Raw genomic sequence first — 13,194 nt, 5'->3', positions numbered from 1 at the left:
TGTGCCCGGTTTCCGGGCACAACGTCATACGGATGCCGCAGAGACTACTTGCGGAGGTCCTTGCGCAGGATCTTGCCCGAGGCCGACTTGGGGATCGTCTCGATGAACTCGACGGCCCGGACCTTCTTGTGCGGGGCCACCTTCGACGCCACGAACTCGATGACCTCGTCGGCGGTGATCTCCGCATCGGGCTGGCGCACGACGAAGGCCTTGGGGATCTCCTCGCCCGACTCCGCCTCGATCACGCCGATGACCGCGGCGTCGGCGATCTTGTCGTTGGTGAGCAGCAGCGCCTCGAGCTCGGCGGGCGGCACCTGGTAGCCCTTGTACTTGATGAGCTCCTTGAGCCGGTCGACGATGTAGACGCAGCCGGTCGGATCGACCTGCGCCATGTCGCCGGTGTGCAGGTAGCCGTCGGCGTCGATGGTGTCGGCGGTCGCCTGATCGTTGTTGAGGTAGCCCAGCATCACGTTCGGCCCCTTGACCCACAGCTCGCCCGGCTCGGACAGTCCCTCGCTCGGCAGCTCGATCTCCGCCCCCGATGCGGGGTCGACGATCTTGTTCTCGGAGTTCGGCACCGCCCACCCGGTCGAGGACAGCGGGGGGTCCTGCTGACCCAGCAGGCCGGGTGTGTCGGCCGGGATGATGTGACTCACCGGCGACAGCTCACTCATGCCGTAGCCCTGCAGCATGTGCAGGTCGAGACGTTTGGCGACGGCCTGGCCCAGCTCGTCGTCCAGCGGCGCCGCGCCCGACATCATCGTGTGCAGCGAGGACAGGTCGTAGTTGTCGATGATCGGGTGCTTGGCGAGTGCCACGGCCACCGGCGGTGCGATGTAGGCCATGGTGACCTTGTGGTTCTGGATGTTCTCGAGGAACTCGACGAGGTCGAACCGCGGCATCACGACCAGCGACGCCCGGTTGTACAGCGCCGCGTTCAGCAGCACCGTCATCCCGTAGATGTGGAAGAACGGCAGCACCGCGATCACCACGTCGTCGGCGCCCATGCCCTGCAACGGTCGGATCTGCGCGACATTGGCGACCAGGTTGCGATGCGAGAGCGCGACGCCCTTCGGATTCCCGGTGGTACCGGAGGAATACGGCAGGACCGCGACGTGCGTGGCCGGATCGAACGACACCTCCGGTGCGGCCAGTCCGGCGCCCAGGAGGTCCGCCGCATTCGGGTGGCCGGAGGCGTCCTGGCCCTCGCCGTCGAGGACGATCAGGTCGGCATCCGCCAGCCCGACCTCGTCGGCGGCGGCCTTGGCCTGCTCCAGCATCGGCGAGATGGTCACCAGCATCTTGGCGCCGGAATCCCGCAGCTGCTTGGCGATCTCGGGCCCGGTGAAGAGTGCGTTGATCGTCGTCGCGGTGCCGCCGGCCCGCAGAATCCCGTGGAACACCGTCGCGAACGCCGGGATGTTGGGCGACAGGATGCCCACCACGTCGCCCACGCCGATCCCCCGCGACGCCAACGCGCCCGCCGCCGCCTCGATCTGCGAGATCAGCTGCGCATAGGTGGTCGTCGCCCCCGACTTCGGGTCCACCAGCGCGGTACGGGCGAGGTCCTCCTCGGCCACCGCGCCGAACAGGAACTCGAACACACTCACGTCCGGGATCTCGACGTCGGGGAACGGACTCGTGAAGCTCATGACACCTCCATTGGGGAATTTCTCGACCACATCGTATCAACGCACGTTGATACGATGTGACGTGGACCTCTCTCGAGAGAGTCTACGATTCGTCCGATTCGGCGGTCGACGGATCCTCGGTGACGCTCTGCGCACCGTCGACGACCGACTCACCCGGTACGTAGCGGCCTTCGAGCGGCTTCCCCGCCTCCGGCAGGGACTCCTTGTCGATGAGGTGCTCGAAGGCGAGCAGGTTGCGCAGCGATTCGCCGCGGGACACCCGCCACGCCCACTCCCGCTGGATCGAGGTCAGGAACCCGAGTTCGAGCAGGGTGTTGAAATCCCCGTCCGCGGCCTCGAGGACCTGCCCCAGGATCCGGTCGACCTCGCCGGAACTCAACCCGTCGGCGGAGATCCGGCCGACGAGGTAGATGTCACCGGTGTTGTCGATGGTGTAGGCGACGCCGTACAGCCGGCGGTTGCGCTTCAGCAGGTACTTGTACACGCCGGCGTGGTTCTCGTCGGGCCGGCGGCACACGAAGGCCTCCACCCGGACGCCGTGCTCGCTCGCCGTCAGCAGCACGGTGGTCTTCAGTTTGCGTTCGCCGGGCAGCTCGACGACCACGTGATCGACGTCGGCCCCGCCGCCGCTCTTGCGTGCGAAGGCGATCTCGTTCTCGCCCAGCGTCTTCTCCAGCAGGTCGACGACCTCGTTGCGACTCACGGCATCCTCTCGTCGGTGGTATCGGGAACCCTTGCGCAGCGGGCGATTTCGGCGCAGCGTCAGACGGTGACCCGGTTGCGCCGACGACGCCAGCGGCGTCGAAGGCGCGCCGAGGCCGCGGCCGTAGCGGACACCTCGGGCGACGCCGGACGCTGGTGCGCGGCGAACGACCGCATCGCCCGGCCGTAACTCTCGAGGAGCTGATCGACCGTGTGTTCCCAGGAGAACTGCTCGGCGTGGGCGCGGGCGTGCTGTCCGAGCTCGACGAGTCGATCGGGTTGCGCGAGAAGCTTTTCCAGCGCATTCGTCCAGTCCCCGACCCGATGCCCGTTGACCAGCACTCCGGTCCGGCCGTCGTCGACCGCCACCCCGAGGCCACCCACATTCGCGGCGATGACGGGCGTCCCGCAGGCCTGCGCCTCGATCGCGACCAGTCCGAAACTCTCCGAATGACTGGGCACGGCAACCACATCCGACGCCCGGTAGACCTGCACCAGACGGTTCGCCGGCTGGGGCGGCAGGAACGTGACCGAATCGGCGATCCCGAGTTCGGCGACCTGATCCATCAGCGCGGTGGGCCGTTGCAGCCCCGACCCCGACGGCCCGCCCACGATGAGCACCCGCAGCCTCCGCCCGGTCGCGGCGGACTCCCCGATGAGCGGCGCGACCGCGGCGACCAGGAGGTCCGGGGCCTTCAGCGGTTGGATGCGCCCGACGAACGTCACGATCATCTCGTCGGGGTCGAGGCCGAGCTCCGCGCGGGCGGCCGCGGCGGAACCCGGTGTGTAACAGTCGAGATCGGCACCAGGGGTCACCACGTCGATACGGTCGGCGGCGGCACCGTACATCGAGAGCAATTCGGTCGCCTCGGTCTGGGTGTTCGCGACCAGGCGATCGGCCTCCCCGACCACCTGCTGCTCCCCGATGACCCGCAGCTGCGGCTCGGCGGTGTCGCCCTCGGCCAGCGATGCGTTCTTGACCGCGGCCAGGGTGTGCGCGGTGTGCACCAGCGGTACGCCCCACCGGTCGCGGGCGAGCCACCCCACCTGGCCGGAGAGCCAGTAGTGCGAGTGGATGACGTCGTAGTGACCGGGCGCCTGCGCGGCCTCGGCCCGCAGGACCCCGGCCGTGAACGCACACAGCTGGGCGGGCAGGTCGCGCTTGTCGAGGCCCTCGAACGGGCCGGCGACGACGTTGCGCACCGTCACCCCCGGCGCTGCGGCGACCGACGCCGGGTCGGCCGACGACGTCGCGCGGGTGAAGATCTCGACCTCGACTCCCCGACGGGCCAGCCGCGTCGCGGTCTGCCAGACGTAGACGTTCATCCCGCCGGCGTCGCCGGTGCCCGGTTGCGCCAGCGGCGAGGTGTGCACGGAGATCAGCGCGACACGCCGCGGGGACGGGCTCGAGGTCATGGTCTCCACCATAGAGAAACGCCGTGTCGGGCGAGGAGTCCCCCGGCCTGCGGACACCCTGCACGCCCGTCGCCGCGATCACCTAGACTGCTTTCGGTAACGATTGTCATTTGCGTGAAGGTTGTCGATGAAGAAATCCCTGCTGGCCACGGCCGGTGTGCTGTCCGCCGCCGCCCTGGTGTTGTCCGCCTGCTCCAGCGACTCCGGCGGGACCGACGGCCCCCCGACCGTGGTCGCGTCCACGAACGTCTGGGGTTCGGTGGCGGCCGCGGTCGCCGGCGACAACGCCGAGGTGACCGCGCTGTACACCAACGCCGACGGTGATCCGCACGAGTTCGAGCCCTCGGCAGCGGACACCGCGACGATCGCCGATGCCGACATCCTCGTGTTCAACGGCGGCCACTACGACTCCTACATGGAGGAGGCGGCGGCCAACTCGGACGCGACGGCGGTCGACGCCTACGCCCTGCTCGGCAGCGACGAGCATGCCGACGAGGCCGGTGGCGAGCACACCGACCACGGCGACGAGCACGCGTCCGGCGATCACTCCGACGGTGCTCACGACCACGCGCACGGCGACCAGAACGAGCACGTCTTCTACGACCTCCCCGTCGTCGCCCAGGTGGCCGACAAGGTCGCCGACGCGCTGGCCGAGAAGGACCCGGGCAACGCGGAGTCCTACCGCGCCAACGCCGAGACCTTCACCACCGGCATCGACGGTCTGCGCGCGAAGCTCAGCACCATCCGGGAACAGCACGCCGACACCGAGGTCGCCCAGACCGAGCCGCTCGCGGGCTACATGCTGACCGAGGCCGGGCTCGTCGACATCGCGCCGGCCGGTTTCACCCAGGCCGTCGAGGAGGGCCAGTCACCCGCGGCCGCCGACCGTGCGGCACTGCAGGACATCCTGGCCGACCGTCGGACGAAGGTGCTGATCTACAACACCCAGGCCGTGGACCCGGTGACACAGGCCATGCTCGACGTCGCGCGCTCCGCGGGCGTCCCGGTCGTGGAGTTCACCGAGACCCTGCCCGACGGCGTCACCGACTACGTCGTGTGGCAGGGCGCCCAGATCGACGCCCTGACCGCGGCGCTGGGTTCCGGCTCCAATTGACCGGGGCAGGCGACTCGACCGGGGTAGGCAAGGGCAGGCCGGTCGTGGACTTCACCGGCGCCCGGCTAGCGTTCGGCGACCGGGTTCTCTGGGACGACCTCGACCTGACGATCGAACCGGGTGAGTTCGTCGCGGTCCTGGGGCCCAACGGCTCCGGCAAGACGTCGTTCCTGCGGGTTCTGTTGCACCAGTACGCGCTCGACCGCGGCACCGTGACCACCACCGACGCGGTGGGCTACATCCCCCAGCAGCACGCCGAGGACGACGCCGACCCGATGGCCATCCGCGGCCGGGACCTCGTCGGGTTCGGTGTCGACGGCGGCCGCTGGGGTGTCGGACTCCGGGGCCGGGCACGACGCCGCGCACTCGTCGACACCGCGCTCGGTTCGGTGGACGCCCTGCCGTACGCCGACGCCCCGCTGGGCGTCCTGTCCGGCGGCGAGCAGCAACGGCTACGCGTCGCCCAGGCGGTGGTGAGCGATCCCGCGCTGCTGCTCTGCGACGAGCCGCTCGCCAGTCTCGATCCGACCAACCAGCAGGTGGTCGTGGACCTCATCGATCGCCGGCGCCGGGACGCCGGGACGGCCGTCGTGTTCGTGACCCACGAGATCAACCCGATCCTGCCCTTTGTCGACCGCGTCCTGTACCTCGTCGACGGCCGGTTCCGCATCGGCGAGCCGCATGAGGTGATGACGACGGAGACGCTGAGCGAGCTGTACGGCAGCGACGTCGAGGTGCTGCGCGTCAACGGCCGTCTGGTCGTGATCGGTGGCGAGGACGCGCACCACTGCGCCGCCGACAGCGAACCGGGTGTCGCGAGGCGAGGCGGTCCGGCGTGAGCGTCACCCACCTCTCCGTCGACCGTTCGTTGAGCGACCTCTGGGATTTCTCCACCACCATCGACCTGCTGGGTTATGACTTCATGCAGCAGGCACTGCTCGCGATGGTGCTGCTCGGCCTCCTGGGCGGCCTGCTGGGCCCGCTCATCGTCGCCCGGCAGATGTCCTTCGCGGTGCACGGCGCCAGCGAACTGTCGGTGACCGGTGCCGCGGCGGCCCTGCTGATCGGGTTCAGCGTGAACCTCGGCGGCGTCATCGGCGCGGTCATCGCCGCGGCGGTGTTCGGCTTCCTCGGCAACAAGGCGCGGGAGCGCGACTCGGTGATCGGCGTCGTGATGGCGTTCGGCCTCGGCATCGGCGTCCTGTTCCTGGCCTTGTACGGCCGGATCGGGACCGGCTTCGCGTTGCTGACCGGTCAGGTCGTGAGCGTCGGCATCAACGGCCTGGTCGCGATCGCCATCACCACGGGCATCGTCGTCGTCGTGCTGGCCGTCATCTACCGGCCACTGCTGTTCGCCTCCACCGATCCCCGGGTCGCGCAGGCGCGGGGGGTACCCATCCGCACCCTGTCGGTGGTGTTCGCGATCATCATGGGCCTGGCGGCCGCGCAGGGCGTGCAGATCATCGGCGCGCTGCTGGTGATGTCGCTGATGATCACCCCGGGCGCCGCCGCCGCCCGCGTCACGTCGAATCCGACGCGCACGCTGGTGTTGTCGGTCGTGTTCGCCGAGGTCGCGGCGGTCGGCGGGCTGCTGATGTCGCTCGCTCCCAAGCTGCCCGTGTCGGTCTTCGTCACGATCATCTCGTTCGCGATCTACGTCGTGTGCCGGATCATCGGCAACCGCCGCGTGCATTCCACGCGCTGATCCGACAGAACACAACCACTTCCGGGCCGCCTCGCTCACACCGCAGTACGTTTCATTCCTCGGCGAAGCCGGGGTTGCAGCCGGCGCCGACCATGTCCTCCTCGGCGACGACCGGCCGGCCGGGTTCGAGGTTCCAGCTGGGCTTCTCGGGTTCGACGATGCGGGCGAACCGCCAGTGGCAATCGAACTGGGCCTGCATTCCGGGGGTGTCGGCGGTGGGGTCGAGAGCGACGACCTCCGCCCACGCGGCGGCCATCGCGCCGGGGTCGGTGGTGTAGCGCCCGGAATTCGTGGGGAACACCGAGAGGCTCGGACCGACGTCGGTGTCGGTCCACTCGGTCCGCTCGATGTACGGCGGGCGGTAGACGATCGTCGGCGCGCTCTCGGTGGGCGAGTACGGGCCCGATGAATACGGGGTGGGCGACGGGCTCGTCGTGCTCGAGCCGATCGTGGTCGGACCCGGTGCTGCGGGCTCGACCGTGTCTGTCCCGCACGCGGACAGGACCGCGGCGACGGCCAGCGCGCCGGCCGCGGCGCGCCACCGCCGCCGCCCTCCGTCGGCCACTCCCGCACCCGCCCTGCGCAACCCCGTCGACATACCGACACCCTAGGTGACGGGTAGCCTGCACCTTGTGGTCCGCCGGCGCACGCACAAGCGGGCGGTCGGGTTGTTCGTCACCGCGATCGCCGTCGTCGTGCTGTGCCTCGCGGGGTGTGCGCGCACCCCCGATCCGGGACCTCCCCAGATCACCCAGTCGCATCGGGCCTCGACCACTCCCACCGGCCTGGTACTCGACGGAAAACCCTGGTGGCCCGCGGGTTTCAATGCGTATCAGCTCAGCACCGACTGGTCGGTCAATCGCGGCTGCGGCGCCCAGGTCGACGCCGACGGGTACTTCGACAGACTCCCGCCCCGCGCGCTGACCCGCTTCAACCTGTACTCGGTGTTCGCCGTCGACAAGCGCAGCGGGCTCATCGATTTCGGGCCGATCGACCGGGTCTTCCAGGCCGCGGCGCGGCATCACCAGATGGTCCTGCCGGTCCTCACCGGAGGCTCGGGCGACTGTGAGGACGAGCGGTTCGAGGAGCGCGACTTCTACGTCGACGGTTGGCAGACCGAGGAGATCGTCGGCGGGCTGACGTATACGGAGTGGGTCGAGATCGCGGTGACCCGCTGGCACGACGAGCAGTCGATCGCCGGCTGGGAACTCGTCGGGGAGCCCGAGGCGAGCGAATGCGGTCCGGCCTCGTGCGACTGGGAGGCGCGAACGTGTCCCGACGACGCCACGGCCGTGTTGCGCTCGTTCTTCGACCGCGCCGGCGCCCATCTCCGGGCCTACGACGCCGACCGTCCGATCTTCTCGGGAGTGGTGGGCGGCGACCAGTGCGGCCTCGCGGGCGCGGGTTATGCCGAGGTCCTGGGCTCGGCCGGCGTGGACGTGCTCGACTTCCACGACTACCGCTCCGATGTCGATCCCGAATCGGGGCCCGCGGGCAGCAATCTGCGCGCACGACTGGCGCAGGCTCGCGAGCTCGGAAAACCGCTCGTGGTCAACGAGATCGGGATACACGCCGGCTCCTGTGGCTCGATCGCGAACCGGGCCGAACAGTTCGAGACCATCATCGCGCGCCACCGCGACGCCGGGGTCGCCGGCGCGCTGCTGTGGTCCTTCGTCCCGGATCCGCGCGGCGCGCAGTGCACGTACGACATCGGGTTGCATGACCCGGCCTGGAATGTGGTGCGCGAGTACGCCTCCTGATCGCGTGCGACGGGCCGCTCGGGCTCACACCAGCTGATACAGCCGCCAGTCCGGCAGATCCGCGCCCTGGTTGCGCGCCTCGAGGACGAGAACCCCGATCTGAGCGCCGTTCTCGTAGATGGTCGGATACCGCTGGTTGACCGCGTCGGAGAGTCCCCGACCTTCCGGTGGGACGGTGAGGAAGTAGCGCACACCGCCGCCGACCGGGTCGTTGAGCAGCTGCGCGAAGTCGCGATCCGACGGGATGACGAACTGGCGCGGCCGCTCGGACTGGACCACCACCGCGAAGCCGTACACGGTGTCGCACAACACCGCGCCGTCGGGCAGGTCCAGACCGTCGAGATACTGCGCCAGCGCCCGCTCGGTGGAGAACGACCGCACGATGCGCTGCTCGCCGAGGTACTTCTGGTCCACCGAGTCCGGGCGCGGATCGACCACCGATCCGAGCGCGAACTCCTGCGGCGCGTACTTGGGTGACGTCATCCCGGCGGCGGTGACCGGGATCGCGGTGGCGACCACGACGATCACGATCGTCGCGGCGATCTTGTTACTCCAACGCGAGGCATAGGGGCGGGGCGGCAGAATGTCCGAATGCCTGCCCTCGCGACGCATCGGAACCTGCTGCCGCAGGGGCACAGACAACAGGGCGATGACCGCGGCGAGCAGGACCACGGTCATGTAGAACCGAAGAAAGCCGAACGTCGAACCGCGTGAGTAACCGAAGACCTGAAACGCCAGCACGGCCACGATCAGCAGTGCGGGCAACATCGCCGCAAGCCGATGACGTCGGGCACGGACCCCGATGACTCCGAGAATGAGTATCGGAAGCAGTGGCGCGAGGATGAAGATCTCGGTGAGGGAGAACCCGATCGCATCCCCGGTCGTCGACGACCCGCTACCGCCGGACTGCGCGATGATCGCGGCGTTGCCGTACTCAGAGGTGAACTGCGCGAACGCGTCACCCGTGATGAGCCAGCCCGCCGCCGCCCAGGCGAGAAAGGCCAGGGCGCTGGGCGCCACCACCAGGGTGATGTCGAGGAGCGTGCGCGACACCCGTTTTCGGCGGTCGCGGCGTGTGTAGGTCACCCATCCGACCACGAAGGCCGCGGCCAATGCGGCGGCACCGCCGTCGTAGCGGGTGAGATAGGACAGGCCGAGCGCGATCCCGGCCACCACGAGCTCGTGGACGTCGTCTGAGGAGACCCACCGGATCAGACGACGGGTGGCCCAGGCCAAGAAGAAGAGGTACGGCGCCTCGCTCATCCCATTCGCGGCATAGAGGACGATCATCGGATTGATCGCGTAGAAGATCGTGAAAGTGCCTGCCACGAGCGGACGCAGGCCCTGGTCGCGCGCGATCCCCGACGCCTGCACCACCGATCCGGCCATGAACGCCGACGACATGATCACCGCCGAGAGCGCCTGCGTCGTCATCTCCGGGATCCACGGGGTGAGCGCGGTCAGCGGCAGCTGGACGATGGCGGTCAGCGGGGTGAAGATGAATCCGATCGCCGCGAGATGCGGTGTCCGACTGAACAGCACGCTCTGTGCCGACTGCACCCTCGACAGCGCGTCGCCGAAGAACAGCTGCACCTCGCTGACGAGGTAGACCCCGATGACGAGGTACGGGATCCACGTCGCGAGGAAGATCAGTACCGAGGCCGGGACACGGCGGGTCACGTCGTCTCCTGCCCGTCGGGATCGGTGTCCGGCGAACTGCTCGTCGACAGACCGTGAAAGGTCTTCTCCCAGTACGACGGATTGACCAGGATCTGCCACATGCCCTTGATGGCGGCGACACTCATCATCAGCCAGTACAGCGGGATGAGAAGGGCCGAACCGAGCAGTTCGCTGCGATCGTCCTCGCGGATCGCGACGAGGTTCATGTACAGCGCCGCCCCGTTGCCCAGCAGCAGCGAGATCAGCGACAGGTAGTAGATGGGTCCGGGGAACAGCTCGGCGACGACCGGTGGCTGTCCGCCGATCCACAGCGCCAGGATCAGCCAGAACACCATGTTCAGGCAGGCGATCACCGGGGTCCCGGCGATCAGCAGCGTGAAGCGCACGAACGCGACGGGCCCGAGGATGTGCCAGAGCTTGACCGGGTGCCGCATGTGGACGAGCCACGTCTGCATATAGCCCTTGTACCAACGGGAACGCTGGCGGACCCAGTTGATGGCATCGACATTGGCCTCTTCCATCGTGACCGAGTCGAGCACCAGGGTGCGGTATCCGTGGTCGGCGATGCGGACCCCGAGGTCGGCGTCCTCGGTCACGTTGTAGGGGTCCCAGGCGCCGATCGTGTCGAGGACATCGCGCCGGAAGTGATTCGACGTGCCGCCCAACGGGATCGGCGCGCGACTGACCATCATGCCCGGCAGCAGGAAGCCGAACCAGATGCCGTAGTCGGCCGTGAACCACTCGGTCAGCATGTTGTCGCGCACGTTGTGGAAGCTGAGCTTGCCCTGCACGCAGACCACCGAGTCGTCGCCGGAGTTGTTCAGCACGTACACCGCCCGACGCAACTGCAACGGGTCGGGTTTGTCCTCGGCGTCGAAGATGGTGACGATGTCGCCGGTGGCGAAGTGCATGCCGTAGTTGCAGGCCTTCGGTTTGGTCCGCGGCTGCGCCGGGGGTGTCAGGACAACCGTGACGATCCCGTTCTCCTCCACCCCGCGCGCCGCCTCGATCGTCGGCTCGTCGTCCTCTTCCAGCAGCAGCAGGACCTGGAGCTTGTCCCGTGGGTACTCGATCGTCTCCATCGCGGCCACCAGTTGACCCACCACCTCCGGCTCCCCGTAGGCCGGGACGAACACGGTGTAGGCGGGCAACTCGTCGTCGGGGATGGACCGGGCGTCCTCGTCGGAGACGCGGATGGCACCGTTGACCAGCCCCCGCCGGAAGATCACCAGGCGGTCGGCGAGGGTCACCACGTATCCGATCGTGGCGATCGAGACCAGGGTGGCGCAGGTCCCGACCGGTTCGATCACCATCGCGACGGCGATGATGCCGAGCAGCGCGAACCCGATGATCTTCTGAATCCGGCTGAAGGCCACCGAGGCCGACATGTCCTCGTCGGCGTTGCGAAGGCGGTTCACGGCGTCTTCGAGGGCCTGCGCCCGGTAGTCCGGGTCGGCGAGCAGTTCGGCCACCGGACGCGTCGGTCTCGTACTGCGCGCGACCCCCGGCTTGTCGGCGGCTGCGGCGTGCCCGGGGCCGGCCTCGTCGATGCTCATGCACCGGCCCCCCGAGCGGCCCCGAGCTGGGCCCGGATGAGCTCCCCGGCCAAGCCGATGAGCAGGGCCTCGTCCTTGAGTTGCGGGTCGGTGTCCAGCAGGACCGAGTTGCCCCGCAGCAGGATCGTCATCAGTGAGTTCATGTTCGCCAGGATCGTGATGCGCGGCTCCGGGAAGTAGGCCTCCGGCTCGTGGTTGTCGACCGCCCACAGCATGACCTGCTGGGTGCGGTTGCCGTTGTTCCACCGCCAGGACAGCACCGTGTAGGTCAGGTAGCGCTCGTCGTCGACGACACTCCACACCCGACCCCGGACCCCGTTCGACAGGTCCACCTCGATCGGAAGGCTCGTGCGTTCGCTGGACAGGTCGTAGCGGAAGATGTCCGGGTAGACGTCGAGGACGAGTGGCCGCCTGCTGTCGACGCTGTCGACGACCACCCGCCGGGGACGCGCGAACTTGTCGTAGGCCCGGTTGCCGCGGGTCTGCACCAGGACCTGGCGGATCAGCACGGACCCCGGCCCGTAGAGGCGTGACACCCACCCGTAGACACCCAGGGACTCCTGCCGCCAGCCGACCGGGACCACGAGCGGCTCACCGATACCGAGCTGCGGATAGCGATTGCTCTGGTAGTTGCTACCCACCGGCGGGGTGGGGCACAGCGCCAGCAGAACCGCCACGAGCAGCACCACCAGACCCGGCCGGCCCACAAACGGGACTTTCGGCGGACTGATCCGGCCGGCCTCGGGCGGCGACCACTGCCGGCCGCCGCGCCGCCGATAGTCGACCAGCATGTAGGCCGACGTCGCGAGGGCCGCGATCAGGCCCGGATAGGGCACGACGATGTTCCGGGGCGCGCCGAGCGCGTCGAGCACGAACAGCGCGACCAGGCCCACCGCACCGGCCAGCAGCGCCGCGACCAGCTTCCGCCGCCAGGTCCGACCCACCGCGATCGCGGTCGCGGCGACGGCCATCAGCACCACCACGAAACCGGCGGCGAGCGACGTCCCACCCATGATCAGCACGACGGCGCGGACCGGCGGCGGGAAGATGAGCACCAACAGCAGCCACACCCACCGGTAGCGGGCGACCGGACGCAGCCCGAAGAGCAGAACCGCGGCGCCGAAGACGAACAACCACAGGGCGAGCAGATCCATGTGGGTGGTGAGGTACGCGCGCGCATAGCGCGGGTTGACCAGATACTTCATCGCCAGCGCGAGGATCAGCACCACGATGCCGACGATGACGTCGGTCTGCCGGTCGTAGATCGGCAGTTCGTCGACGGTGCGCCACGACACCCCGATGACGGCGATCAGCGCGAGGACGACCAGCACCGGGACGTAGAGGATGAGCGTCTGCGCCATCAACTCGTCGACGATCGCGACGACCGTGTTCCAGAACCCCAGGGCCGTGCACCCGATCAGGAACAGCCACCGGGCCGCCACCAGCCACTCCGGGTCATCGACGAATGCGGGGTGCGGCGTCTCGGGCTTGCGGCGCGTGACGACGCCGACGAGCGTGGCGACCGCACTCGTCGTGCCGGCCGACCCCGAATCCGGGGTCGACGGTTCCGGGTTCTGCGCCGTGGTCGTCGCGGGAGCCTCGGGCACGC

General features: G+C 68.8%; 11 protein-coding genes. 4 read left to right on the top strand and 7 right to left on the bottom strand.

Annotated features, from left to right (window positions below):
* Nucleotides 1-44: 44 nt before the first annotated feature.
* From A9310_RS02205 to mshA, 3 genes are all read right to left on the bottom strand, one after another.
* The gene (locus tag A9310_RS02205) at nucleotides 45-1,652 is read right to left on the bottom strand and encodes a 4-coumarate--CoA ligase family protein (RefSeq protein WP_065629304.1); all 1,608 of its coding nucleotides are present in this window, start codon (nucleotides 1,650-1,652) and stop codon (nucleotides 45-47) included.
* A gap of 82 nt (nucleotides 1,653-1,734) precedes the next feature.
* Complete coding sequence (locus A9310_RS02200) at nucleotides 1,735-2,355, bottom strand: YbjN domain-containing protein (protein WP_065629192.1); 621 nt, start codon at nucleotides 2,353-2,355, stop codon at nucleotides 1,735-1,737.
* Between the two features lie 59 nt (nucleotides 2,356-2,414).
* Nucleotides 2,415-3,770, bottom strand: coding sequence for a D-inositol-3-phosphate glycosyltransferase (gene mshA / locus A9310_RS02195; RefSeq protein WP_058252682.1), 1,356 nt, complete (start codon nucleotides 3,768-3,770; stop codon nucleotides 2,415-2,417).
* Nucleotides 3,771-3,897: 127 nt separating this feature from the next.
* On the opposite strand from mshA, the gene A9310_RS02190 reads away from it, so the two are divergent.
* The 3 genes from A9310_RS02190 to A9310_RS02180 are packed head-to-tail and all read left to right on the top strand — an operon-like array spanning nucleotide 3,898 to nucleotide 6,589.
* Nucleotides 3,898-4,884 (top strand): metal ABC transporter solute-binding protein, Zn/Mn family, encoded by a 987-nt coding sequence (locus tag A9310_RS02190; RefSeq protein WP_065629191.1) that lies wholly within the window; start codon nucleotides 3,898-3,900, stop codon nucleotides 4,882-4,884.
* Complete coding sequence (locus A9310_RS02185) at nucleotides 4,881-5,723, top strand: metal ABC transporter ATP-binding protein (protein WP_065629190.1); 843 nt, start codon at nucleotides 4,881-4,883, stop codon at nucleotides 5,721-5,723. Before A9310_RS02190 ends, A9310_RS02185 begins: the two co-directional genes overlap by 4 nt.
* Nucleotides 5,720-6,589: a metal ABC transporter permease gene (locus A9310_RS02180; RefSeq protein WP_065629189.1), complete on the top strand. Its 870-nt coding sequence runs from the start codon at nucleotides 5,720-5,722 to the stop codon at nucleotides 6,587-6,589. Before A9310_RS02185 ends, A9310_RS02180 begins: the two co-directional genes overlap by 4 nt.
* A 52-nt stretch (nucleotides 6,590-6,641) precedes the next feature.
* Here A9310_RS02180 and A9310_RS02175 read toward each other — a convergent pair whose 3' ends face one another.
* On the bottom strand, nucleotides 6,642-7,187 hold the full coding sequence (locus A9310_RS02175) for a DUF2599 domain-containing protein (RefSeq protein WP_065629188.1): 546 nt from the start codon (nucleotides 7,185-7,187) through the stop codon (nucleotides 6,642-6,644).
* A gap of 13 nt (nucleotides 7,188-7,200) precedes the next feature.
* On the opposite strand from A9310_RS02175, the gene A9310_RS02170 reads away from it, so the two are divergent.
* Nucleotides 7,201-8,349, top strand: coding sequence for a beta-mannosidase (locus A9310_RS02170; protein WP_083207226.1), 1,149 nt, complete (start codon nucleotides 7,201-7,203; stop codon nucleotides 8,347-8,349).
* Between the two features lie 24 nt (nucleotides 8,350-8,373).
* Here A9310_RS02170 and A9310_RS02165 read toward each other — a convergent pair whose 3' ends face one another.
* From A9310_RS02165 to A9310_RS02155, 3 genes are read right to left on the bottom strand one after another with little or no spacing between them, the layout of a single operon-like run.
* Complete coding sequence (locus A9310_RS02165) at nucleotides 8,374-10,029, bottom strand: glycosyltransferase family 39 protein (RefSeq protein ID WP_065629187.1); 1,656 nt, start codon at nucleotides 10,027-10,029, stop codon at nucleotides 8,374-8,376.
* Complete coding sequence (locus A9310_RS02160; protein WP_065629186.1) at nucleotides 10,026-11,585, bottom strand: glycosyltransferase; 1,560 nt, start codon at nucleotides 11,583-11,585, stop codon at nucleotides 10,026-10,028. Before A9310_RS02160 ends, A9310_RS02165 begins: the two co-directional genes overlap by 4 nt.
* Nucleotides 11,582-13,192: a hypothetical protein gene (locus A9310_RS02155; RefSeq protein ID WP_065629185.1), complete on the bottom strand. Its 1,611-nt coding sequence runs from the start codon at nucleotides 13,190-13,192 to the stop codon at nucleotides 11,582-11,584. The genes A9310_RS02160 and A9310_RS02155 overlap by 4 nt, the downstream gene beginning before the upstream one ends.
* Nucleotides 13,193-13,194: the final 2 nt, after the last annotated feature.

Origin of the sequence: Gordonia sp. UCD-TK1 (genome assembly GCF_001691435.1) — a bacterium.
Classification (GTDB): domain Bacteria; phylum Actinomycetota; class Actinomycetes; order Mycobacteriales; family Mycobacteriaceae; genus Gordonia; species Gordonia hongkongensis.
The sequence above is the reverse complement of the archived record's forward strand: the minus strand, read 5'-3'. Positions and strand labels throughout refer to the sequence as shown.

Bases quoted from the DNA above. Each gene is read 5' to 3' on its own strand.
- A9310_RS02175 (WP_065629188.1), bottom strand. From the start codon at position 7,187: ATGTCGACGGGGTTGCGCAGGGCGGGTGCGGGAGTGGCCGACGGAGGG.
- A9310_RS02190 (WP_065629191.1), top strand. From the start codon at position 3,898: ATGAAGAAATCCCTGCTGGCCACGGCCGGTGTGCTGTCCGCCGCCGCC.
- mshA (WP_058252682.1), bottom strand. From the start codon at position 3,770: ATGACCTCGAGCCCGTCCCCGCGGCGTGTCGCGCTGATCTCCGTGCAC.
- A9310_RS02205 (WP_065629304.1), bottom strand. From the start codon at position 1,652: ATGAGCTTCACGAGTCCGTTCCCCGACGTCGAGATCCCGGACGTGAGT.
- A9310_RS02160 (WP_065629186.1), bottom strand. From the start codon at position 11,585: ATGAGCATCGACGAGGCCGGCCCCGGGCACGCCGCAGCCGCCGACAAG.